The organism is Halomonas nitroreducens, from assembly GCF_003966155.1.
Lineage (GTDB): Bacteria > Pseudomonadota > Gammaproteobacteria > Pseudomonadales > Halomonadaceae > Halomonas > Halomonas nitroreducens.
In genome coordinates this window covers 46,768-66,980 of sequence record NZ_RXNS01000006.1, presented here as the reverse complement: position 1 = coordinate 66,980, position 20,213 = coordinate 46,768, and the positions used below count along the sequence as shown (strand labels likewise).

Genomic DNA, 20,213 nt, shown 5'->3' with positions numbered 1-20,213 from the left:
CGATCACCGCTTCCCCGTGCGCGGGCGGTCGCCGGGGCGGCGCGCGGGCATGGCATCGAGCTCGAGGCGCCCCTCGCCGCCGATGGCCTGGAAGTGACGGCCCTTGGCCCGCGCCACCAGCAGCACCCCGAAACGCCCGGCGAGCTCGACCCCCTTCTGGGTCACGCCGGAGCGTGACACCAGCACGCCGATGCCCATCTGGGCCACCTTGAGCACCATCTCCGAGGTCAGCCGGCCGGTGGTGTAGAAGATGTCCGGCGCCGCCGGAGCCTCCTCGCGGCCCAGCCACTGGCGCCCCGCCAGGGTATCCACGGCATTGTGCCGCCCCACGTCCTCGACGAAATCCAGTACCGTGGCCTGGCGACACAGGGCGCAGCCGTGCACCGCGCCCGCGCTGCGATAGGTCTCGTTGTAGGCGCCGAGGTTCTCCAGCAGCTCGTAGAGCACCGACTGACGCAGCCGGGTGCGGGGCAACGGCGACAGGGAGGTGGCCTCCAGCAGGCGCCCGAAGACGGTGCCCTGCCCGCAGCCGGTGGTCACCGTGCGCTGGCCGAGCCGCTCCTCCAGGTCTTCGGGCAGGTGGCGAGTCACCACCGCGGCGGCCTCCACCTCCCAGTCCACCTGCACCGCCTGGAGATCCTCGAGGCGGCCCAGCAAGCCCTGGTTGCGCAAGTAGCCCACCACCAGGGCCTCGGGATCCGCCCCCAGGGTCATCAGGGTGACGATCTCGCGCTTGTTGAGGTACACCGTCAGGGCACGTTCCGCGGCGATCGCCTGGGGACGCAGCTCGCCGAATTCGTCGACGACGGTGATCTCGAGCGTGGCCGGCAACCGGGCGCGGCTCAGGCTGATGTCGTGCATGCGGGCGGACTCCAGCGATTGCGTTGATGCCGATGATGGCATTCCCCGCCCGTCGTGTCTTTACTGAAGGTGAACCCTCAGGAGTCACGGCATGACCTCCGGCACTACCCGACGACTCAGCGTCTCCCTGCAGGCCGACCGCGTCACCAGCAAGGGCTTCGCCGCAACCCGCTGGCGGGTCGCCGACCTCCAGTCCGGTGATGGCGGCCCCCACCCTCTGGACCTGCAGCTCACCCTCACCGAGCGCGCCGCCTATCGCTTCAACCTGACCTCGGACGCACCGCGGCTGTTCGTCAACGCCGGCGACGCCGACGGGGAACCATGCCCGGCGTCCATCTCCGCCAGCCAGGAGGTCGCCGCGGCCTGGCTGGACGGCGAGCAGCGCGTGCTGGAGGTCGCCATGCCCCTGGCGATCCAGGCCTGGCTCGAGGCCTACATGGCCCGCCATGGCGAGGCCCCCGACGAGGGACGCAAGAAGAAGCGCAAGGGCGCCGGCCGCGCCCGGGAGCACACCCCATGAGCCATTGGCAACGCTGGTCCCGGCGCAAGCGGGGCATCACCGGCGACGAGGTCGGCGATGCGGCGGCGCCCCCCGCGCATGGGGAGGGCCTGGCAGCCGAGGACATCGCCGACCCCGACGCCGTCGCCACCCCGGCGGCAGCGGCCGAGGCGGACCTGCCCGACCCCGACAGCCTGCCGCCGGGCAGCGATATCACCGCCTTCATGGCCCCGGGCATCAGCGCCGGCCTGCGCCGCCGCGCCCTGAAGCGCCTCTTCGCCGCCGACCATTACGCCATCCGCGATGGCCTCGATGACTACGACCAGGATTTCCGCCGGACCCTGACCCCGCTGGCGGGCCAGGCCGCGGAACGCCTGCGCCGCTGGCTCGGCGAACCTGGCGACGCACATGACGAGGGAGCGGTGGGCGAGCCTCCCGAGGTCGCCGATGACGCCCTCCCCTCCCCCGGCGATACCCCCGGGGACGAGGGTGCCCGGCAGGCCCCGCCCCCGGCCGAAACAGAAGAGAACGCCAAGCAGGATGACGACAGCGTCCGCCGCGTCGCCAACGAGGCAGCGCACACGCCATCGCCAGGCCCCGGCGCCGCCCCATTAGACCAAGGACCATTGGCGCGGAATGAAAAAGCCACCAAGACTTCATGAATGAGCGTTTCATAATAATAACGAACTTCGACCGTGAGGCTGCATGAACCAGCGAATCGACCTGCTGCCGGTGGACGAGGCGGACGAGCCCCGTAATCGCCAGGCACGGGACCTTGCCCGTCGTCAACTCTCCTGGCCCGTCAACCTGGCCCCGGAGACCCTGAGCTATGTCAGCGAGGGCCATGCCCTGCTGCTGGGCAACGAGCGGGATGTCAGGCGCGCCGCCAGGGCCCTCGCCAACAGGGGGCTGGGGTCGCTGAGCCTGCTCATCACCGAGCCCGTCGCCGCCGGCGCGAACGACGACGAGGCCCTGCTGGCCGCCACCGACCACCTCTCCCAGCACTCCCTCAGCCGGGAACAGCGCCGCCGTCTTCGCCTGTCGGGCTACCTGGGGTGCTTCACCGCGTCCCTGGACACCCCCCAGGGGCCCCTGGACCTGGCGAAGGCACTGGCCGACCGCACGCATTTCGACCTCGTCATCGACCTCGGGGAAGTCCCCTGCCTGGGACTGGAACTCCCGCCGCCCGGCTACCTCGCCTTCCACTGGGAGGACGCGGCGCGCGACACGCGCCTGACCGAGGCCGCCGACCTGGTGGGCGAGTTCGACAAACCCCGCTACGTCCAGGTGGATGCCCAGCGCTGCGCCCATGCCGCCAATGGCCAACCGGGCTGTACGCGCTGCCTCGAGGTATGTCCCGCCGATGCCATCGCCAGTCGCCAGGGCCGCATCGAGGCATGGATCGAGATCGATCCCTATCGCTGTCACGGCGTGGGCAGCTGTGCCAGCGCCTGCCCCACCGGCGCCATCAGCTACCGCCAGCCGACCGCCCCGCGCCAGCTGGACACCCTGCTGGGCTGGCTGTCGGCCTACCTGACAGCCGGAGGTCGCACGCCCGTCGTGCGCTTCCTGGAGGCCGAGACATTGCTCGAGGACGCCGCCGGGCATGTGATCGACATTCCTCTCGAGGAGCTCGGCGCCGCCGGTCACGACCAGTGGCTCGCCGCGCTGGCCGGCGGCGCCGCGGAGGTACGCCTGCAGTACCACGCCGACATGCCCGACCGGCTGAGGACGTTCCTCGACGACCAGCTGGCGCTGGCGCGGGGCCTGCTCTCGGCCCTGGGCCATGCCCCCGAGCGGCTGGTGTGCCTAGCGCCCGGCGATACTGCCGGCCGCGATGCCCCATCCGCCCTGCCGCCGCTGACCGCCACGCCCCTCGTGTTGACGGGCGACGACAAGCGAGCCCGCCTCGACCAGGCGCTCGACCGCCTCGCCGAGCTCGGCACCCCGGATGGCGAGCGCCATGCCCTGCCGGCGGGCGCGCCCTATGGAGGGATCACGGTCAACCAGGCGACCTGCACCCTGTGCATGGCCTGCGTGGCGACCTGCCCCACGCCGGCGCTGGGGGCCGGCCGGGACGCTCCGCGCCTCGACCTCCGCGAGGCCGACTGCGTGCAGTGCGGCCTGTGCGAGGCCGCCTGTCCGGAGGATGCCATCCGCCTGACCCCGGGACTGCTGACCGACCCGGCACGCGGCGAGCGACGCGTGCTTCACGAGGAGGCGCCCTTCCCCTGTATCCATTGTGGCAAGCCCTTCGCCAGCGCCGGCACCATCGCCGCCATCAAGGCCAAGCTGGCCGATCATCCCCACTTTGCCGGCGACGCCGCCCGGCGGCTGGAGATGTGCGAGGACTGCCGCGTTCGCGATGCCTGGCGGGCCATGGCCCGCGACCCCGACGCGCAACTGAAGGTATGACCATGACCCAGGAACTGCCCACGGCCGAGCCCCGCGACGAGACGCGGGCCCTGCGCGCCGATATCTATCGGCTACTGGGCCGCCTGCTGCGTGAGCCACCCGACGGGGCGCTACTCGCCTGGCTGGCGACCCTCGACCCCGAGGACGATGGCGATCTGGCCCAAGCCTGGCAGGGCCTGGCCCAGGCCGCCGGCAAGGCCTCTCCGGCGGCCCTGACTCGGGCGCATTTCCGCCACCTGGTCGGCGTCATCGAGGGCGACGTCACCCCCTATGCCTCCTGGTACCGCAATGGTGCCCTGATGGACGAGGCGCTGGTCGCCCTGCGCCGCGATCTGCGGCGCCTGGGAATCGCCCGCGCCGAGCACAGCCGCGACCCTGAGGACCACCTGGCGGCGGAACTGGAGGTCATGGCCCTGCTGGTGGACACCGCCGCCCACGAGGAGGCCGGCTTCTACCACCGTCACCTGGCCCCCTGGGCGGATGTCTGCCTGGCCGATCTGGCCGCCGTCGACACCCCCTTCTATGCCCGGCTCGGTGAGCTCGGCCGGGGCTTTCTCGCCGAGGAGTCGCGTCGCCTGGCGGCGACCGACGGCGAAACCCCCGTGCGATTCGTCACCCCGCCTGCGCCCTGAACGAGGAGACTCCCATGTCCACCGAACGCAATCCCCAGCGCCGCCGCTTCCTCAAGACCCTTGGCCTCGGCACCGTCGCGGCGGGGGCCACCGCCGGCCTCGGCCAGGTGCCCCTGGTGCGGGCCGAGGCCACCCCGCAGGACGCTGCGCGGCGCGAGACTCCGCGGGGCTACCGCGAGACCGCCCACATCCGCGCCTACTACGCCACCCTGCGCGACTGAGTCCGCGCCCGCCAGGAGACCGATACCATGCGACTGACGCGAAGCTCCTCCACTCCCAGGGCCGGCGGCCTCGGCATCTCCCGCCGCCAGTTCCTCAAGCGCAGCGGTGCCACCACCGGCGGGCTGGCCGCCGCGGGCTTCATGGGCGCACCGATGATGCGCCGGGTCGACGCCGCGGAGAAGACGCCCTATTCCGACGCCCCCATCGAGACCAAGCGTACGGTCTGCTCCCATTGTTCGGTGGGCTGCGGGGTCTATGCGGAGGTGCAGGAGGGCGTCTGGAGCGGCCAGGAACCGGCCTTCGACCATCCCATCAACCGCGGCGCCCATTGCGCCAAGGGTGCCTCCCTGCGCCAGCACGGCCATTCCACCCGGCGACTGAAGTACCCCATGAAGCTGGTCGACGGCGAATGGCAACGGCTGAGCTGGGACCAGGCCATCGAGGAGATCGGCAACCGGGTCCTCGAGCTCACCGAGCAGCATGGCCCGGACAGCGTCTACTGGCTGGGCTCGGCCAAGTTCAACAACGAACAGGCCTACCTGCTGCGCAAGTTCGCCGCCCTGGCGGGCACCAACAACACCGACCACCAGGCGCGCATCTGCCACTCCACCACCGTGGCCGGGGTGGCCAACACCTGGGGCTACGGGGCGATGACCAACTCGCTCAACGATATCCAGCACAGCCGGGCGATCATGTTCATCGGCTCCAACCCCTGCGAGGCCCACCCGGTGGCCATGCAGCACATTTTGCTGGCCAAGGAGCGCAGCCAGGCCGAGATCATCGTGGTCGACCCCCGCTTCACCCGCACCGCCGCCAAGGCCGACCACTATGTGCGGCTGCGTCCCGGCAGCGACGTGGCCTTCATCTGGGGGCTGCTGTGGCACATCTTCGAGAACGGCTGGGAGGATCGCGACTACATCGCCCAGCGGGTCTACGGCATGGACGACGTGCGCAGCGAGGTGGCGGCCTTCTCGCCGGAGGTGGTGGAGAACATCACCGGGGTGCCCGAGGCGACCATGCGCGACACGGCCCGCCGCCTGGCCGAGAATCGCCCCGGCTGCATCGTCTGGTGCATGGGCGGCACCCAGCACACCACCGGCAACAACAACACCCGGGCCTACTGCATCCTGGAGCTCGCCCTGGGCAATATCGGCGTCTCCGGCGGCGGCGCCAACATCTTCCGGGGACACGACAACGTCCAGGGCGCCACCGACCTGGGCCTGATGTCGCACTCCCTGCCCGGCTATTACGGCCTCTCCGAGGGCGCCTGGCGGCACTGGGCCAGGGTCTGGGACCTGGACTACGACTGGCTCGTCAGCCGCTTCGACCCCGCCGAATACGTGGACGGCAAGCCGATGAATTCCAGCGGCATCACCGTGTCCCGCTGGATCGACGGAGTCCTCGAGGAAGAGGAGGCCATCGCCCAGCGCACCCGCCTCAAGGCGATGTTCTACTGGGGGCACGCGGTCAACTCCCAGACCCGCGGCCCCGAGATGCGCCGGGCCATGCAGCAACTGGAGATGATGGTCATTGTCGACCCCTATCCCACCGTGGCCGCGGTCATGCACGATCGCAGCGACGGCGTCTACCTGCTGCCCGCCTGCACCCAGTTCGAGACCACCGGCAGCGTGACGGCCACCAACCGCTCCATCCAGTGGCGCGACCGGGTCATCGAACCGCTGTTCGAGTCCAAGCCCGACCATGAGATCATGTACCTGCTGGCCCGCAAGCTGGGCTTCGCCGAGCAGCTGTTCAAGAACATCCGTGTCGAGGGCAGCGAGCCGCTGATCGAGGACATCACCCGGGAGTTCAACCGCGGCATGTGGACCGTGGGCTACACCGGCCAGAGCCCGGAACGCCTCAAGGCCCACCAGCAGAACTGGCATACCTTCAACTTCGAGACCCTGCAGGCCCAGGGCGGGGCCGCCGACGGCGACTACTACGGCCTGCCCTGGCCCTGCTGGGGCACCGCCGAGATGGGCCACCCCGGTACCCCCATCCTCTACGACACCAGCAAGAAGGTCTCCGAGGGGGGGCTGACCTTCCGAGCCCGCTTCGGCATCGAGCGCGATGGCGTGTCCCTGCTCGCCGACGGCTCCTTCAGTCGCGGCTCGGAGCTGGACGACGGCTACCCGGAGTTCACCGCGGCCATGCTCAAGGATCTGGGCTGGTGGGGCGAACTCACGGCGCAGGAGCAGCAGGCCGCCGAGGGCCAGAACTGGAAGACCGACCTGTCCGGCGGCATCCAGCGGGTGGCCATTGCTCATGAGTGTGCTCCCTTCGGCAATGCCAAGGCCCGCTGCAATGTCTGGACCTTCCCGGACCCGATCCCCAAGCACCGCGAGCCGCTCTATACCAGCCGCCGCGACCTGGTGAGCGACTACCCCACCTGGGACGACGTGGCCTCCCACTACCGCTTGCCGACCCTCTACCGCTCCATCCAGCAGAAGGACGTGACCGCCACCTACCCGATCATTCTCACCTCCGGGCGGCTGGTGGAGTACGAGGGCGGCGGCGAGGAGACACGCTCCATGTCCTGGCTCGCCGAGCTGCAACAGCAGATGTTCGTCGAGATCAACCCGGCACTGGCCAACGACCTGGGCGTCGCCGACGGCGAGATGGTCTGGGTCGAGGGTGCCGAGGGGGGCCGCGTGCGGGTGCAGGCCCTGGTCACCCCGCGGGTCGCCCGCGAGGTGGTGTTCATGCCCTTCCACTTCGGCGGCATGTTCCAGGGCGAGAACCTCCATGACCGCTACCCCGAGGGGTCGGCCCCCTATGTACTGGGCGAGGCCGCGAACACGGCCACTACCTACGGCTACGACTCGGTGACCCAGATGCAGGAAACCAAGTGCACGCTCTGTCGCATCGAGAAGGCCGGCTGACGGCCCACGGGAGGACATCATGGCAACGATGAAATTCATGTGTGACGCTGAGCGCTGCATCGAATGCAACGGTTGCGTCACCGCCTGCAAGAACGCCAACGAGGTGGAATGGGGCATCCAGCGGCGCCGCGTGGTGACCCTGGACGACGGCGAGCCCAGCGAAGTGTCCATCTCGGTGGCCTGCATGCACTGCGACGACGCCCCCTGCATCGCCGTCTGCCCCACCGAGACCCTCTACCAGCGCGACGACGGCATCGTGCTCCACGACAAGGACCTGTGTATCGGCTGTGGCTACTGCCTCTATGCCTGCCCCTTCGGCGCGCCGCAGTTCCCCCAGCAGAGCGCCTTCGGCGAGCGCGGCAAGATGGACAAGTGCACCTTCTGCGCCGGGGGGCCGGCCGACAGCAAGGAGGAGGAATACGCCAAGTACGGCGCCAACCGCATCGACGAGGGCAAGCTGCCGCTGTGTGCCGAGATGTGCTCCACCAAGGCGCTGCTCGCCGGTGATGCCCAGGAGATCGCGGATATCTTCCGTCAGCGGGTGGTGCGGCGGGGGCACGAGGATGGTGGCTGGTCCGGCAATCCCCGGGCCGATGCCGATTCGCTGGCCTATGACGCCACCCAGCAGGGCTAAGGAGGCAGACCATGAGCATCGCGATGCGAGACTCCTGGCGGCTCGCGCTGACGGCATTGCTGGTGGCGCTGATGCTGGTCGCCCTGGGCCAGCAGGCCCGGGCTCAGGACGCCACACCCGGCGAGGCGAATCCCGGGCAGGAAGCCGCCTTCGCCGTACCCGCGGTGGACGCCGACGCCTGGCGGCAGATCCGCAGCGGCGAGACCGACGCCAACTTCCGCGACAGCCGGGCAGAGAGCACCTACAACCTGATCAATGCCAGTGGCGAGACCTGGCGGCAGATCCGCGACCGTTGGGTCTCGCCCTTCGGTGCCATCGCCATTCTCGGCATGCTGGCCGTGCTCCTGGTGTTCTATCTCGTCGTCGGCCGCCAGCGGCTCGACGAGCCCCGCACCGGGCGCAAGCTGCTGCGCTGGCCGGTGCTGGACCGCGCCCTGCACTGGAGCGTGGCCAGCCTGTTCATCCTGCTCGGGCTGACCGGCCTGCTGCTGCTCTACGGCAAGGCCCTGCTGCGCCCGGTGTTCGGTGACGGCGCCTGGGCCGGCCTGATGACCGGCACCAAGACCCTCCACAACTACCTGGGCCCACTGTTCGCTATCATGCTGCTGCTGGTGCTGGCCCGCTTCCTGCGCCACAACCTGCCCAAGCGCCACGACCTGGAGTGGCTTCGCCAGGGCGGGGGCATGGTCGGCAAGGGGCACCCGGATGCCGGCTTCGCCAACGCCGGCGAGAAGCTCTGGTACTGGCTGCTGGCCAGTGTCGGCCTGGTGGTAGTGGTCAGCGGCCTGGTGCTGGACTTCCCCAACTTCGACCAGGCCCGCGACACCATGCAGTGGGCCAATGTCATCCATGCCCTCGGCGCCCTGGGGCTGACTGCCGTGGCGCTGGGTCATATCTATATCGGCACCATCGGCACGGAAGGCGTGCTGGAGGGCATGACTCACGGCTACGTGGACGAGAGCTGGGCCAGGCAGCACCACAACCTCTGGTACGAGGAGGTCAAGGGCAAGACCGACGAGGCCGCCCCGGAGGAGGAGAAGAGCGACGCCCCCTCCGCCTCCCGCCCCCCCGGCTGATCGCTCCCACCACCCCCTCATGACACCGCCCACGGGCGGTGTCTTTTGATAAGCTGGGGAATCGCCCCCGAGGGGCCCGACACCAGCATGGAGCCAACGCGATGCAACACCTGGACGACAGCACCCGCACCGAACTCGAGGCCGCCGCCTTCCGTCGCCTGCTGCGCCACCTGGACGAGCACAAGGAGGTGCAGAACATCGAGCTGATGATCCTGGCCGACTTCTGCCGCAACTGCCTGTCCAAGTGGCTGGTGGCCGCCGCCGAGGAGCGCGGCGAATCACTGGACTACGAGAGCGCCCGGGAATATGTCTACGGCATGCCCTACACCGAGTGGAAGGCGAAGTACCAGGCCGAGGCCACCCCGGAACAGCAGGCCGCCTTCGAGGCCCGCCAGGCTGCCAAGCAGGGGCGGGGCTGAGATGAGCGAGCCGATGATTCCCCTGTCGGTGGCGGTACTCACCGTCTCCGACACCCGCACCGAGGACACCGATCGCAGCGGTGAGGCCCTGGTGGCACGCCTCACCGACGCCGGGCACCGCCTGGCCGACAAGCGCATCGTCCCCGATGACGTCTACCGCATCCGTGCGGTGGTCGCGGCCTGGATCGCCGACCCCGATGTCCAGGTCATCCTCACCACCGGGGGGACCGGCTTCACCGGCCGCGATTCCACCCCCGAGGCCGTGTCGGTGCTGCTCGACAAGCGCATCGAGGGCTTCGGCGAGCTGTTCCGCCAGCTGTCCTGGCACGAGGTGGGCAGCTCCACCGTGCAGAGCCGCTGCCTGGGCGGCCTGGCCAACGCCACCGTGGTGTTCTGCCTGCCCGGCTCCACCGGGGCCTGCCGCACCGGCTGGGACGGGATCCTCGCCGAGCAGCTCGACAGTCGGCACAAGCCATGTAACTTCGCCAACCTGGTGATTCCCGAGCGAGGCCAGCATGGCTGACAACCACAAGACGGTCGACAGCCGGCACAAGCCCTGCAGCTCTCTGCCCCTTCCGGCCAACCCGGTGATTCCCGAGCGAGGCCAGCATGGCTGACAACCACAAGACGGCCGACAGCCGGCACAAGCCCTGCAACTCTCTGCCCCTTCTGGCCAACCTGGTGATTCCCGAGCGAGGCCAGCATGGCTGACAACCACAAGACGGTCGACGGCCGGCACAAGCCCTGCAGCTCTCTGCCCCTTTCGGCCAACCCGGTGATTCCCGAGCGAGGCCAGCATGGCTGACAACCACATGACGGCCGACGGCCGGCACAAGCCCTGCAGCTCTCTGCCCCTTCCGGCCAACCCGGTGATTCCCGAGCGAGGCCAGCATGGCTGACAAGCACGGCAAGCTACAGCCCGTCGAGGCGGCCCTCACCACTCTGCTCGACGGCGTCGGCGCGTTGCCCGCCGAGACCGTTTCCAGCGAGTCGGCGGCGGGCCGGGTGCTGGCCCAGGATGTCATGGCCCGACTCGACGTACCGCCCTTCGACAACAGCGCCATGGACGGCTATGCCCTGGATCACCGTGATGCCGGCCAGTGGCTGCCTATCGTCCAGCGTATCGCCGCCGGCACGCACGCCGCCCCCCTCTCGCCCGGCGGCTGCGCGCGGATCTTCACTGGCGGCGAGGTGCCCGCCGGGGCCGACTGCGTGGTGATGCAGGAGCGGGTCGAGGTCGAGGGTGACCGGGCCTGGATCCCCGGCACGATCCCGGCCGCCGACAACCTGCGCCGCCGCGGCCGCGACGTGGCCATCGGCGCTCGCCTGCTGGCGGCCGGCACCCGTCTCGATGCCGCGGCCCTCGGGCATCTCGCCGGCCAGGGCATCACCCGGGTCGAGGTCCGTCGCCGCCCACGCGTCGCCCTGCTCTCCACCGGCGACGAGATCGTCGAGCCCGGTCGTCCGCTGGGCCCCGGGCAGATCTACAACTCCAACCGGCCCATGCTGCGGACGCTGCTGACCCGCTTCGGGGCCGAAGTGGTGCGCGTCGCGACGGTGCCGGACGACGCCGAGGGCACCCGCCGCGTCCTGCAGGAGGCCGCCGAGAACGCCGATGTGGTGGTAACCACGGGCGGCGTCAGCGTCGGCGAGGAGGATCACGTCAAGGCCGCCCTGGAGACCCTGGGCCGGCTCGACATGTGGCGGCTGGCCATCCGCCCCGGCAAGCCGCTGGCCCTGGGGCGCCTGCCCCGGCAGGCGGCGAGCACCGGGGAGGCGCGCTTCGTCGGCCTGCCCGGCAACCCGGTATCCTGTTTTGTCGGCGCCTGGCTGTTCCTGCGACCGCTGACCGGCGCGCTGCTCGCCTGCCCGGCCCTGGCAGAGCTGCCCCGGCTGATGGCGCGCGCCGACTTTGCGACCCAGACCGGGCCACGGCAGCACTACATGCGGGTCGCCCTGGACTTCACCGCCGAGGGCATCGTGGCCCGGGCCTTCCGGGACCAGAATTCCGGGGTGCTGTCGTCCTGCATCGGCGCCGACGGCCTGGCGGTCATCCCGCCGGACACCACCATCGCGCCGGGTGCGGCCGTCGATTGCCTGTGGCTCAGGGGCGATTGAGGTCGCGGCCCGGGGGGATCTCCAGGGCCGGGGTCACGTCCTCCCAGAGCCGGGTGAAGGCCCCCTCCAGCCGGTCGTAGTCGCGCTCCAGCCAGGGCAGCAGCTCGGCCAGGCGGTTCGGCCCCGAGAGGCGTCGGCCGATGCCCTCCACGGCGCGACAGGTGAAGCGGAACTCGGCATAGGCCCGCAGCCAGTCCTGGCGCACCAGCACCGGCATCATCGCCGCCAGGCGGGCGGGGGCCGGTCGCTCCTCGAGCAGCCGGTAACAGCGCTGGACGAGGACATCCCGCTCCTGGCGCGGCAGCCGGATGGCCAGGAAGTGATCCCAGAGCAGGTCGAGGGCGATGCCGGCATAGCGGCGCCGGCCATCCGGTGCCAGGGCGCGGGCCTGCCGCACTGCGGGATGGGAATCGACAAAGGCATCGACCCGCCGGTGGTGGCGGATGCCCTCGGCGACCGCGGCGTGCCAGCCGCCCAGGTCGCCGCCCTTGACGCCGTCGGCAACGAGGTTGCCGTAGAGGAAGTCGTCACTACCTCCCCGCGCCAGCCAGCCGTGGGCAAGAAAGTTCATGTCACAGGCAATGGGTGGGTTTCGGAAGCCCCGCCAGCCGAGCCGCGACCTTGGCCGGGCTGCCGGGGAAGAGCCGCATCAGGTGGATCGAGCGCCCCTTGTCCGCTCCCAGGGCCATGCCCACCGCCTTGACCAGGGGACGCATGGCCGGGGCCATCTCGTAGCGGGCGTAGAAGTCGCGCAGCACCCGAAGCACCTCCCAGTGATCGTCCTCGAGCAGGATGCCCTCCTCGTCCGCCAGCGCTGCCGCCACATCGGGTGACCACTGATCAAGGTCGACCAGGTAACCCTCCGGGTCAAGCCCGACCTGTTGGTCAGCAACGGATAGATAACGGTATATTTCCGTGGTTGCCATCAGTACCAGCTCACCGTCTGTTCGGCTTCCTCGGTCAATTGCACGAAGCCATCCACGTCCACTACCAGCACTGACCCATCGCAACGGCCGAGCAGCCCACGTGCCTCCAGGTCCTCGCGCAGGACGTAGAGGCGACCCGGGATGTCCTCGTAATAACGGACCAGCTGAGGCAGCGCGCCCTGGACCCCGTCCTCGATCAGCAGCAGGCGATCATCCGGCCCCATGGCCGTTACCGCCTGGGCATACACCTGGCTGCTGGCCGGCGAGCGGTTCACGATATGCAGTTTCATCCTCGGACTCCTCGAGCCGGCTAGAAGGTGAGCACCAGCGGATGCGCCGCCACCGCCCGCTCGATGGCCTCGGCGGCCAGCGGACGGGTCGGCAGCATCAGGTCGCCCTCCGCGAGGCCAAGGCTCGACAGTGCCTCGTCCTCGACCCACAGGGTCTCGATATCATACATCGCCAGCATCTCGAGTGTCGGCGCGGTGCCCTTCTGGCCCAGCGGGCCGGCTTGCTGACCGGTCACCAGGGCGCTCACCCCCTCGCCCATGAACAGCAGCGAGACCCGCCGACCGAAGGCGGCCGCCACCAGGGCCGCATCCAGTCCCTCCCGCAGCCAGCTCGTGCCGTGCGGGCCGTGGCGCAAGATCACCAGCAGATCGCCGGGCTCGAGGTCAAGGTCGCTCTTCATTGCATCCCCCTCGTTCATGCTCAGGGCCCAAAGGTCACGAGCCGATCACACCGCAGCCCGAGATCGACCAGCTGGCCGAGGCCGGTCAGCTCGAAGGGCGCCTCGACGCTGTGGCCTGCCTTGCCATGGCGGCTCGCCTCGCGGGAGTCGAGCAGCCCCCGACGCAGGGCCGCGGCGATGCAGACCTGCAGCGGTACGTCATGCTCGCTGCCGAGAACCGCCCAGGCGTCCACCAGGTGGGGCTCGTCCTGGGGGGGCGAGGCCAGACGCGCCGCGTTGTGCACGCCGTCATGATAGAAGAACACCGCCTCGAGACGGTGCCCCCGTGCCAGCACGGCGCGGGCGAAGCGCAGGGCCGAGTGACTGGCCTGATGGCTGTAGGGGGCACCCATCAGCAGGATCGCATATCGCATGGAGGGCCTCGTATAAACGTGCTGGCCCCGCCGTAGCGGGGCCAGCCTTGCGCGTACCGCGGGGAACCGCGGTGGTCAGTCCTGACTCATGATCCCCAGCAGGGACAGCAGGCTGACGAACAGGTTGTAGATCGATACATAGAGGGTGATGGTGGCCAGGATGTAGTTGGTCTCGCCGGCCCGGTGCACGATCTCGCTGGTCTGGTAGAGGATGGCTGCGGAGGCGAAGAGCACAAACCCGGCAGAGACCATCAGCGAGAGAGTCGGGATCTGGAAGACCAGGGCCGCGACCATCGCCAGCACCAGCACGATGGCGCCCGCCATCAGGAAGTTGGCGAGGAAGCTGAAATCCTTGCGAGTCACCAGCGCCACGGCGGACAGGCCGAAGAACGTCAGGCCGGTGAGGCCCAGGGCGGTCATGATCAGCTGGGCGCCGTTGGGCAGCGTCAGGTAGGCACTGAGGATCGGCCCCAGGGTGAAGCCCATGAAGCCGGTGAAGGCGAAGGTCGCCAGCAGGCCGGCCGCGGAGTTGGCGGTCTTGTGGACCAGGAACATCAGGCCGTAGGCTCCGATGAAGAACACCAGGATATTCATCTGCTGAATGCCCAGGGCCATGGCGGCCCCCGCCGTGACGGCGGAGAACAGCAGGGTCATCGCCAACAGACCGTAGGTGTTTCGCAACACCTTGTTGGTACTGACGGCCTGTGTCTGCTGACTCGTCACTTGCGTGTCTTGGAAAGCCATTGATCCAGTGCTCCCTATTAGTGGATCCTTCTCATGGACACAGGATGCCGCCTGCCGGTTCCCGACGCAAGCGCCGGCCTTGTCGGGTTTCAACGACAATTCTGCGCCGACGCGTCGGCCAGCATCCGCCGGGCGATCTCGGCGGCCGGCGTGCAGACGGCATCGCCCGCGGCCTCCAGGCCGACGAGATCCAGCCAGCATACCGCTTCGGCATCGTCGCCGGGCGCCGCCTCGCCGCCCTGCACGTCGACCCGCAGCACGACGATGACGAAGTGGGCGCGCAGCCGGCCCTGATCGTCCCGGTCGACCACCTCCAGCGCCGTGATCACCTCGCCTGCCCGCCCCACGAGACCGGTCTCCTCACGCAGTTCACGCCGCACCGCCTGCTGCAGCGACTCGCCGGGCTCGACCTTGCCGCCCGGCAGAGCCAGGCGGCCGGCGTTGGGGGCACGGGCACGGCGCACCAGCAGGATACGGGCGTCGCGCACTACCGCCGCCGCCACCGCGACCACGGGCCACCGCTCCCCTGTCATGACGCCCCCCGGCGCCAGCGGCCGCCTGGTGGCACGGCATTGGGATAACACCTTGATCGCACGACGGTCTTGACCTCCACGGAAAAGCTGGTAGGATACATCGCCGTGAGCCGGAGGGATGGCAGAGCGGTTGAATGCACCGGTCTTGAAAACCGGCGAAGGTGAGAGCCTTCCCAGGGTTCGAATCCCTGTCCCTCCGCCACTTCCTATTCAGAATCAAGCGCCTGCGGGCGCTTTTTTCGTTTCTACGGCATCCGCACCCCGCTGGCTCATGGCGTCATGAGTGTCGCCTGTTCCGGCGCGTCCCAGCGGGCGACCGGCACCTGCCGGGCCCGCTGGACATGGGGCGTTGCCCCTCCTAGCGCGAGTCTGTCAGGGCCTGCTGCCCCTTGCCGCTGAGCCAGACCAGCGCGATCAGGAACAGGCCCGCCACGATGATCGGCGCCAGGAAGTCACCGAGGCTTTGCGCGGTCTCTCCGTGGGCCATGATCATGCCCGCCGCCAGGCCCAAAAAGACCAGGAAGGCGATCCAGGTGATCGCCTTCAGGGCATAGCGAACGACGATCCGAACGGTCACTGTCATGATAACTCTCCTGCGTAAACGGACCTGACACCGGCAACGGCCCGGGCGCAGGCCCTGCGTATTGCATGCTTCTTCTTATGTGGTTCTTCTGATGTAGCGTGGTCGATAGGCCGGCATCATGCCACCCCTCCCTCCGCACGCCCGGACACAACCGTCATCGACGGCAGGCCGGTCCGCCAGCAAGGCAGGTATCGGCAGCCTGCGCCGTCACTTGAATGGCGTTCCCGGTATCCGATGCGTCATGTCACTGCCCCTGAGAGCCCGACGCGATCACCCGATTGCGGCCCTGGGACTTGGCGACATACAGCCGCCTGTCCGCATCCGCGAACATCTCGCTGAACCCCCGGGTCCGGGGATTCCCGTCGGCGACCCCGACGCTGATCGTCACCGATACGCCGAGGCTTCCCACGGTCACCGGCTCCGAGGCCACGACCCGACGAAGGCCCTCGGCGCGGCGCAGGGCATCGTCACCCTCGCAGTCGAGGAGCAGGACGCAGAACTCCTCTCCGCCCAGGCGTGCCACCAGGTCCTCGGCGCGAACGGCCGAGACGATGCGCCGGATGATGGCCTTGATCACCTGATCGCCGACGGCATGGCCATGGGTGTCATTGACCGCCTTGAAGTGATCGATATCGATGAGCACCAGCGAGTACTTCCCGCCGCTGTGGCATAGCAACTGCCGCGCCTGAGCGAAGCCTTGCATGAAATGGCGCCGGTTCGAGATACCGGTCAGGCTGTCCCGGTTGGCCAGTGCCTCGATGCGCTCATGGGCGGCTTCCCGGGAGCGTTCCTGATAATAGGCCGCTGCGCCGCAGGCAAGCATGGCCCCCAGCACATTGATCCAGGCAGCCCCCGATGCCAGTGCCGGCCAGGTGTCACGGTAATAGACGATCATCGACAGGAGGACCGCGGAGAAGACCAGGTAGACGGGCAACCCCTTGCGCGTCCCGAGCAGGAAAAAGTTGATGATGGCAAAGAAGACCGTCCATACCGCCGCCGAGACATCGGCCTTCACGTACCAGTAGAAGAAGGCCGAGAGCCCCCCGCAGGAGAGCACCGTCACCCAGGACGCGCGTTCGACATTCCGGTTGATCCGCATGTCGACCAGCGCCAGCAGGACGATGACGAACACGCCCAACTCGACCGCCGCCAGGGGGAAGGCCTCGAAGTAGACGGCATTGACCAGCGCATAGACGAGCGACGTCAGCGCGATGATGATCAGGAAGCAATTGGACAGCCCTGCCCGTCGAGAGTCCGCCCCCAGACCGGCATCATCGCCGAGGCGCCACCAGCCCTGCCACAGCGGTGTCTTCATCATTTGCCTGCACTCCCTGACATGCTGCCATTACAACGCCTCCTGGAGAGGCAGGCCTTGCGAGGGCCACACCGCCACCGGCCGCGACGCTCTTGTCCACAAACGGCGACAAGTATACATCGGCCGGGTCGCGGCGGTCTTTAATGCCAAGGGTGATCCTTCCGGCCGCCGGCACCGGCCATCCCTCCTTGCTCGTCGGCATCATCCCGGCAACAGCTCACGCGCCTCGACCAGGGTCAGGCGCCCGGTAAGGAAGGCGCCGGTATCGAGGTAGTGCACATTGCCGAGCACCCGGGGCGCTTCCACGATGGTATGGCCGACGACCACGGCATCGATACCGGTCACCGGGGTGGTATCGCCCCGCCGGATGCGTTCTCGCCCCCACACCAGCGCATGCCGATCGCACTCCTCGATCCCTGACCAGTCGGCCGGCGGCTCGGCGTGCACCATGCCGATCCGCCGCTCGCCCACCCGCACCTCACGGGCATAAGGCAAGTGCTGCAGGGCAGCCTCGAGGACTCGCCGGACCTCATCGAGCGATTTGTCCAGGGCCCAGGCGCCACCATTGATCCGCCACAGGGCCATGCCGGCGCCATCCACGAAGAGGGCATCATGCGCCAGCATCTCGTGATTGCCACGCACGCCATGGAACCAGGGCTGGCAGGACAGCCGCAGGCACGACAGCGAGGCCGGCCCCCGATCGATCAGGTCACCCACCGAGAACAGGCGATCGACGCGCTGGTCGAACGCGACCCGGCTCAGCTGAGCCATCAGCAGGTCATACTCGCCGTGCAGGTCGCCGACAAAGAAATCGCGTCCTCGGTGATTGGTTGCATGGCGGATCATGTCGCTCTCCCCGATGGCTCGACGCCGGCGACCATTCCCGGCAAGGGCCGCATCTGGGCTGCGGTCGCGACGAGCGCATGCCAGGCATCGCCGCGACACGGCCGGGGCAGACGGCGGCCCCGGCAAACGGGCAGGCGGCGGGGGCTAGGCAAGCCGCCGAGGGCGGATGCCTGAGCAGGCCCCGCCCTCCACCGCAGGGCCCGGCGAGACCCGACATCGGCTGACGCCGGATCGGCTAGGAAGGGGGCGAGACACTCCCGCCGGGCGCGCCAAGCACCGCGGGCTCATCGATCGTCACCGGTGATTCCCCCGCCAGGGGGAAGGCCTCGGCGGCCGGACCCGGCATCTCGGTGACGACCACGGAGTAGGCATGATCGTGAAAGTCGACCAGGGGAATGGCCCGCAGGACCCGCACCCTCTGCCCCGCCACGTGCAGGACCTCGCCGGGATGCGGGGGGCGATCGACCGACAGAGAGAGCAGCAGATCGCTGCCCGGTGCATAGCTGACCACAAGGACGTTCATCTGACGACCTCCGCCGCTGCCCATTCGTCACAGTGTCGACCATCCCTCCGCCACTGTCACGCTGCCGGCGGAGCTGCCGCCCCCAGCGAGGCCCGCGCTCATGGCGCAGTCACTCCCTCCTCCGCGTCAACCGGCGCCGCTTCACGGGTCGGCGACCGGCGCCGGGACTCACAGGCCTGGCCGGCGGCGCCCTTGGCGGTCAGCGGCAACGGACGGGCATGGCGCTGCCTGACCAGGGATTCCGCCTCGATGGCGTCGGCCCCCACCGGCACCTCGCCATGGCGCCGATAAAGCAGGCCGAGCAGGGCGTCATGATCCTGGCGCAGGGTCCGGACCAGCACGGCGGCCATGGCGAACAGCACGAAGGAGAATGGCAGGGAGGCCAGTACGGAGGCGGACTGCAGGCCATCCAGGCCGCCCAGCACGATCAGGGTCAGGCAACTGGCGGCAATCAGGATCCCCCACGCCACCCGCTTGAAGACAGGCGGGTTGATGGAGCCCCCGTCGGTCATCTGGGCCACGATATAGGAGGCCGAGTCGGCCGAGGTCACCAGGAAGACCAGGATCAGCATCATGGCCATCACCGACGTCAGGCCGGACAGCGGCAGCAGCGCCAGCATCTCGAACAGCGCCACGTTCATGTCCGCCTGAGTGGCGGCGGCCAGGCCCGCGCCCCCCGCCCGTTCCAGGTGGATGGCCGCGCCGCCGAACACGCCCATCCACAGGCAGGCCAGCAGGGAGGGCACCAGTAACACGCCCAGCACGTATTCCCGTATCGTGCGCCCCCGCGAGACCCGGGCCACGAAGGTCCCCACGAAGGGCGACCAGGCGATCGCCCAGGACCAGTAGAACAGCGTCCATTCGCTGGCCCAGCCATCCTCCGAATAGGGCGTGGTGCGCAGGCTCATGCCGATGAAGTTCTGCAGGTAGTCGCCGAACCCCAGGGTCAGGGTCTCGAGTATCTTCAGGGTCGGGCCGCTGACCAGCACGTAGAGCAGCATCGCCAGGCACAGCAGCATGTTGAGATTGGAGAGCCGTCGAATGCCCTTGTCGAGCCCCGCCAGGGTCGAGGCCATGTAGGCGACGAACATCACCAGCAGGATCAGCAGCTGAGACAGGGCGCTCTCGGGCAGGCCGAAGACCGCCCTCAGGCCGCCGTTGACCTGCAGCACCCCGAGCCCCAGGGAGGTGGCGACCCCCATCACGGTGGCCACCACGGCAAAGACGTCCAGCCAGGGCGCCCAGGGTCGGCCATGGGGACGTCGGGGCGTCACGGTCGACAGCACCGAGGACACCAGGCCGGCCCGCCCCTTGCGAAACTGGAAATAGGCAACGATCAGTCCGGCCAGGGCAAAGACCGACCATTGGTGCACCCCCCAGTTGAAGAAGCTGTACTGGATCGCCAGCCGAGCGGCCTCGGGGCTTTGTGCCGGGACCCCACCGTAGGGCGGCTCCAGGTAGTGACGCATGGGCTCGGCCATGCCATAGAAAACCAGGCCGACGCCCAGCCCGGCGGCCAGCAGCATGCTGATCCAGGAGAAGGCATCGTAGTCGGGAGTGGCGTCCTGGGGGCCCAGCCGCACCTTGCCATAGCGGCTCAGGGCCAGACACACCAGCAGCAGCACGAAGCCGAACAACGAGGCCAGGTAGAACCAGCCGAACAGCCGGGTGACGGCCTCGAGGCCGGACGCGGCCAGCTCGCTGATGGTGTCGGGAGCGCTCGCCCCGGCGATCACCACCCCGAGGATGGCCGTCACCGAAGCGACAAAGACGCGCCGGGAATCCTGGCGGGGCATGGCGGGGCTCCTCTGTTACCGGTATCGATGCGGGGATGCTAGCAAAGGGCGCACGTCACCCGAAGACGCTCGGCGCCGGTCTCGC

24 protein-coding genes and 1 tRNA gene are annotated in these 20,213 nt (G+C 69.0%); 12 read left to right on the top strand and 13 right to left on the bottom strand.

Annotation, left to right across the window (positions count from 1 at the left end; genetic code table 11):
- Positions 1–3: 3 nt before the first annotated feature.
- Positions 4–861 carry a formate dehydrogenase accessory sulfurtransferase FdhD gene (locus EKG36_RS07800; protein ID WP_126482778.1) on the bottom strand — a complete coding sequence of 286 codons (858 nt, stop codon included), beginning with the start codon at positions 859–861 and terminating at the stop codon, positions 4–6.
- A 91-nt stretch (positions 862–952) separates the two neighbouring features.
- On the opposite strand from EKG36_RS07800, the gene EKG36_RS07795 reads away from it, so the two are divergent.
- The 11 genes from EKG36_RS07795 (at position 953) to EKG36_RS07745 (ending at position 11,758) form a co-directional block, all read left to right on the top strand.
- Complete coding sequence (locus EKG36_RS07795) at positions 953–1,381, top strand: DUF3305 domain-containing protein (protein WP_126482776.1); 429 nt, start codon at positions 953–955, stop codon at positions 1,379–1,381.
- On the top strand, positions 1,378–2,022 hold the full coding sequence (locus EKG36_RS07790; protein ID WP_126482774.1) for a DUF3306 domain-containing protein: 645 nt from the start codon (positions 1,378–1,380) through the stop codon (positions 2,020–2,022). Before EKG36_RS07795 ends, EKG36_RS07790 begins: the two co-directional genes overlap by 4 nt.
- A gap of 43 nt (positions 2,023–2,065) precedes the next feature.
- Positions 2,066–3,775, top strand: coding sequence for a 4Fe-4S dicluster domain-containing protein (locus EKG36_RS07785; protein WP_126482772.1), 1,710 nt, complete (start codon positions 2,066–2,068; stop codon positions 3,773–3,775).
- 2 nt (positions 3,776–3,777) lie between these two features.
- Complete coding sequence (locus EKG36_RS07780; protein WP_126482770.1) at positions 3,778–4,407, top strand: TorD/DmsD family molecular chaperone; 630 nt, start codon at positions 3,778–3,780, stop codon at positions 4,405–4,407.
- A gap of 14 nt (positions 4,408–4,421) precedes the next feature.
- Complete coding sequence (locus tag EKG36_RS07775) at positions 4,422–4,628, top strand: twin-arginine translocation signal domain-containing protein (RefSeq protein ID WP_126482768.1); 207 nt, start codon at positions 4,422–4,424, stop codon at positions 4,626–4,628.
- A gap of 27 nt (positions 4,629–4,655) precedes the next feature.
- Positions 4,656–7,511 (top strand): molybdopterin-dependent oxidoreductase, encoded by a 2,856-nt coding sequence (locus EKG36_RS07770; protein ID WP_126482766.1) that lies wholly within the window; start codon positions 4,656–4,658, stop codon positions 7,509–7,511.
- A 19-nt stretch (positions 7,512–7,530) separates the two neighbouring features.
- Positions 7,531–8,145 carry a formate dehydrogenase FDH3 subunit beta gene (gene fdh3B / locus EKG36_RS07765; protein WP_126482764.1) on the top strand — a complete coding sequence of 205 codons (615 nt, stop codon included), beginning with the start codon at positions 7,531–7,533 and terminating at the stop codon, positions 8,143–8,145.
- An 11-nt stretch (positions 8,146–8,156) separates the two neighbouring features.
- Positions 8,157–9,221: a formate dehydrogenase subunit gamma gene (locus EKG36_RS07760; RefSeq protein ID WP_126482762.1), complete on the top strand. Its 1,065-nt coding sequence runs from the start codon at positions 8,157–8,159 to the stop codon at positions 9,219–9,221.
- Positions 9,222–9,322: 101 nt separating this feature from the next.
- Entirely contained in the window at positions 9,323–9,640 is a 318-nt protein-coding gene (locus EKG36_RS07755; protein ID WP_126482760.1) for a DUF1244 domain-containing protein, read from the top strand.
- Between the two features lies 1 nt (position 9,641).
- Positions 9,642–10,163: a molybdenum cofactor biosynthesis protein B gene (gene moaB / locus EKG36_RS07750; RefSeq protein WP_126482758.1), complete on the top strand. Its 522-nt coding sequence runs from the start codon at positions 9,642–9,644 to the stop codon at positions 10,161–10,163.
- Positions 10,164–10,531: 368 nt separating this feature from the next.
- Positions 10,532–11,758: a molybdopterin molybdotransferase MoeA gene (locus tag EKG36_RS07745; protein ID WP_126482756.1), complete on the top strand. Its 1,227-nt coding sequence runs from the start codon at positions 10,532–10,534 to the stop codon at positions 11,756–11,758.
- Here EKG36_RS07745 and EKG36_RS07740 read toward each other — a convergent pair.
- The 7 genes from EKG36_RS07740 to EKG36_RS07710 form a co-directional block, all read right to left on the bottom strand.
- On the bottom strand, positions 11,745–12,329 hold the full coding sequence (locus tag EKG36_RS07740; protein ID WP_126482754.1) for an acyl carrier protein phosphodiesterase: 585 nt from the start codon (positions 12,327–12,329) through the stop codon (positions 11,745–11,747). The two genes, EKG36_RS07745 and EKG36_RS07740, sit on opposite strands and share 14 nt — an antisense overlap.
- A gap of 1 nt (position 12,330) precedes the next feature.
- A complete protein-coding gene (locus EKG36_RS07735; protein ID WP_126482752.1) occupies positions 12,331–12,684 on the bottom strand; it encodes a TusE/DsrC/DsvC family sulfur relay protein in 354 nt (117 codons plus the stop codon).
- Positions 12,684–12,974: a sulfurtransferase complex subunit TusB gene (gene tusB / locus EKG36_RS07730; RefSeq protein ID WP_126482750.1), complete on the bottom strand. Its 291-nt coding sequence runs from the start codon at positions 12,972–12,974 to the stop codon at positions 12,684–12,686. Before tusB ends, EKG36_RS07735 begins: the two co-directional genes overlap by 1 nt.
- Before the next feature lie 20 nt (positions 12,975–12,994).
- Positions 12,995–13,375 carry a sulfurtransferase complex subunit TusC gene (gene tusC / locus EKG36_RS07725; RefSeq protein WP_126482748.1) on the bottom strand — a complete coding sequence of 127 codons (381 nt, stop codon included), beginning with the start codon at positions 13,373–13,375 and terminating at the stop codon, positions 12,995–12,997.
- 20 nt (positions 13,376–13,395) lie between these two features.
- Positions 13,396–13,788, bottom strand: a complete 393-nt coding sequence (gene tusD, locus EKG36_RS07720; RefSeq protein ID WP_126482746.1) for a sulfurtransferase complex subunit TusD — start codon at positions 13,786–13,788, stop codon at positions 13,396–13,398.
- 75 nt (positions 13,789–13,863) lie between these two features.
- Entirely contained in the window at positions 13,864–14,532 is a 669-nt protein-coding gene (locus tag EKG36_RS07715; RefSeq protein WP_126482744.1) for a Bax inhibitor-1/YccA family protein, read from the bottom strand.
- An 89-nt stretch (positions 14,533–14,621) separates the two neighbouring features.
- Complete coding sequence (locus EKG36_RS07710; RefSeq protein ID WP_126482742.1) at positions 14,622–15,065, bottom strand: NUDIX hydrolase; 444 nt, start codon at positions 15,063–15,065, stop codon at positions 14,622–14,624.
- Positions 15,066–15,177: 112 nt separating this feature from the next.
- On the opposite strand from EKG36_RS07710, the gene EKG36_RS07705 reads away from it, so the two are divergent.
- A tRNA-Ser gene (locus tag EKG36_RS07705) sits at positions 15,178–15,267 on the top strand.
- 156 nt (positions 15,268–15,423) lie between these two features.
- On the opposite strand, the gene EKG36_RS07700 is transcribed toward EKG36_RS07705, so the two are convergent.
- The 5 genes from EKG36_RS07700 to EKG36_RS07680 all read right to left on the bottom strand — a co-directional run bounded on the left by EKG36_RS07700 (position 15,424) and on the right by EKG36_RS07680 (position 20,128).
- Complete coding sequence (locus EKG36_RS07700) at positions 15,424–15,648, bottom strand: hypothetical protein (protein WP_126482740.1); 225 nt, start codon at positions 15,646–15,648, stop codon at positions 15,424–15,426.
- A 244-nt stretch (positions 15,649–15,892) separates the two neighbouring features.
- Positions 15,893–16,966 carry a GGDEF domain-containing protein gene (locus EKG36_RS07695; protein ID WP_126482738.1) on the bottom strand — a complete coding sequence of 358 codons (1,074 nt, stop codon included), beginning with the start codon at positions 16,964–16,966 and terminating at the stop codon, positions 15,893–15,895.
- A gap of 198 nt (positions 16,967–17,164) precedes the next feature.
- Entirely contained in the window at positions 17,165–17,809 is a 645-nt protein-coding gene (locus tag EKG36_RS07690) for a metallophosphoesterase (protein WP_126482736.1), read from the bottom strand.
- A gap of 235 nt (positions 17,810–18,044) precedes the next feature.
- The gene (locus tag EKG36_RS07685; protein WP_126482734.1) at positions 18,045–18,332 is read right to left on the bottom strand and encodes a hypothetical protein; all 288 of its coding nucleotides are present in this window, start codon (positions 18,330–18,332) and stop codon (positions 18,045–18,047) included.
- 98 nt (positions 18,333–18,430) lie between these two features.
- A complete protein-coding gene (locus EKG36_RS07680) occupies positions 18,431–20,128 on the bottom strand; it encodes a BCCT family transporter (RefSeq protein WP_126482732.1) in 1,698 nt (565 codons plus the stop codon).
- Between the last annotated feature and the right edge of the window lie 85 nt (positions 20,129–20,213).

Excerpts from the sequence above, each read along its gene's own strand:
- EKG36_RS07770 (WP_126482766.1), top strand. The coding sequence starts at position 4,656 with ATGCGACTGACGCGAAGCTCCTCCACTCCCAGGGCCGGCGGCCTCGGC.
- EKG36_RS07715 (WP_126482744.1), bottom strand. The coding sequence starts at position 14,532 with ATGGCTTTCCAAGACACGCAAGTGACGAGTCAGCAGACACAGGCCGTC.
- EKG36_RS07780 (WP_126482770.1), top strand. The coding sequence starts at position 3,778 with ATGACCCAGGAACTGCCCACGGCCGAGCCCCGCGACGAGACGCGGGCC.
- EKG36_RS07700 (WP_126482740.1), bottom strand. The coding sequence starts at position 15,648 with ATGACAGTGACCGTTCGGATCGTCGTTCGCTATGCCCTGAAGGCGATC.
- EKG36_RS07755 (WP_126482760.1), top strand. The coding sequence starts at position 9,323 with ATGCAACACCTGGACGACAGCACCCGCACCGAACTCGAGGCCGCCGCC.
- EKG36_RS07800 (WP_126482778.1), bottom strand. The coding sequence starts at position 861 with ATGCACGACATCAGCCTGAGCCGCGCCCGGTTGCCGGCCACGCTCGAG.
- EKG36_RS07680 (WP_126482732.1), bottom strand. The coding sequence starts at position 20,128 with ATGCCCCGCCAGGATTCCCGGCGCGTCTTTGTCGCTTCGGTGACGGCC.
- tusD (WP_126482746.1), bottom strand. The coding sequence starts at position 13,788 with ATGCGATATGCGATCCTGCTGATGGGTGCCCCCTACAGCCATCAGGCC.
- EKG36_RS07795 (WP_126482776.1), top strand. The coding sequence starts at position 953 with ATGACCTCCGGCACTACCCGACGACTCAGCGTCTCCCTGCAGGCCGAC.
- tusB (WP_126482750.1), bottom strand. The coding sequence starts at position 12,974 with ATGAAACTGCATATCGTGAACCGCTCGCCGGCCAGCAGCCAGGTGTAT.
- EKG36_RS07685 (WP_126482734.1), bottom strand. The coding sequence starts at position 18,332 with ATGAACGTCCTTGTGGTCAGCTATGCACCGGGCAGCGATCTGCTGCTC.
- EKG36_RS07695 (WP_126482738.1), bottom strand. The coding sequence starts at position 16,966 with ATGATGAAGACACCGCTGTGGCAGGGCTGGTGGCGCCTCGGCGATGAT.
- EKG36_RS07760 (WP_126482762.1), top strand. The coding sequence starts at position 8,157 with ATGAGCATCGCGATGCGAGACTCCTGGCGGCTCGCGCTGACGGCATTG.
- EKG36_RS07690 (WP_126482736.1), bottom strand. The coding sequence starts at position 17,809 with ATGATCCGCCATGCAACCAATCACCGAGGACGCGATTTCTTTGTCGGC.
- EKG36_RS07785 (WP_126482772.1), top strand. The coding sequence starts at position 2,066 with ATGAACCAGCGAATCGACCTGCTGCCGGTGGACGAGGCGGACGAGCCC.
- EKG36_RS07710 (WP_126482742.1), bottom strand. The coding sequence starts at position 15,065 with ATGACAGGGGAGCGGTGGCCCGTGGTCGCGGTGGCGGCGGCGGTAGTG.
- EKG36_RS07735 (WP_126482752.1), bottom strand. The coding sequence starts at position 12,684 with ATGGCAACCACGGAAATATACCGTTATCTATCCGTTGCTGACCAACAG.
- moaB (WP_126482758.1), top strand. The coding sequence starts at position 9,642 with ATGAGCGAGCCGATGATTCCCCTGTCGGTGGCGGTACTCACCGTCTCC.
- EKG36_RS07745 (WP_126482756.1), top strand. The coding sequence starts at position 10,532 with ATGGCTGACAAGCACGGCAAGCTACAGCCCGTCGAGGCGGCCCTCACC.
- EKG36_RS07790 (WP_126482774.1), top strand. The coding sequence starts at position 1,378 with ATGAGCCATTGGCAACGCTGGTCCCGGCGCAAGCGGGGCATCACCGGC.
- tusC (WP_126482748.1), bottom strand. The coding sequence starts at position 13,375 with ATGAAGAGCGACCTTGACCTCGAGCCCGGCGATCTGCTGGTGATCTTG.
- EKG36_RS07740 (WP_126482754.1), bottom strand. The coding sequence starts at position 12,329 with ATGAACTTTCTTGCCCACGGCTGGCTGGCGCGGGGAGGTAGTGACGAC.
- EKG36_RS07775 (WP_126482768.1), top strand. The coding sequence starts at position 4,422 with ATGTCCACCGAACGCAATCCCCAGCGCCGCCGCTTCCTCAAGACCCTT.
- fdh3B (WP_126482764.1), top strand. The coding sequence starts at position 7,531 with ATGGCAACGATGAAATTCATGTGTGACGCTGAGCGCTGCATCGAATGC.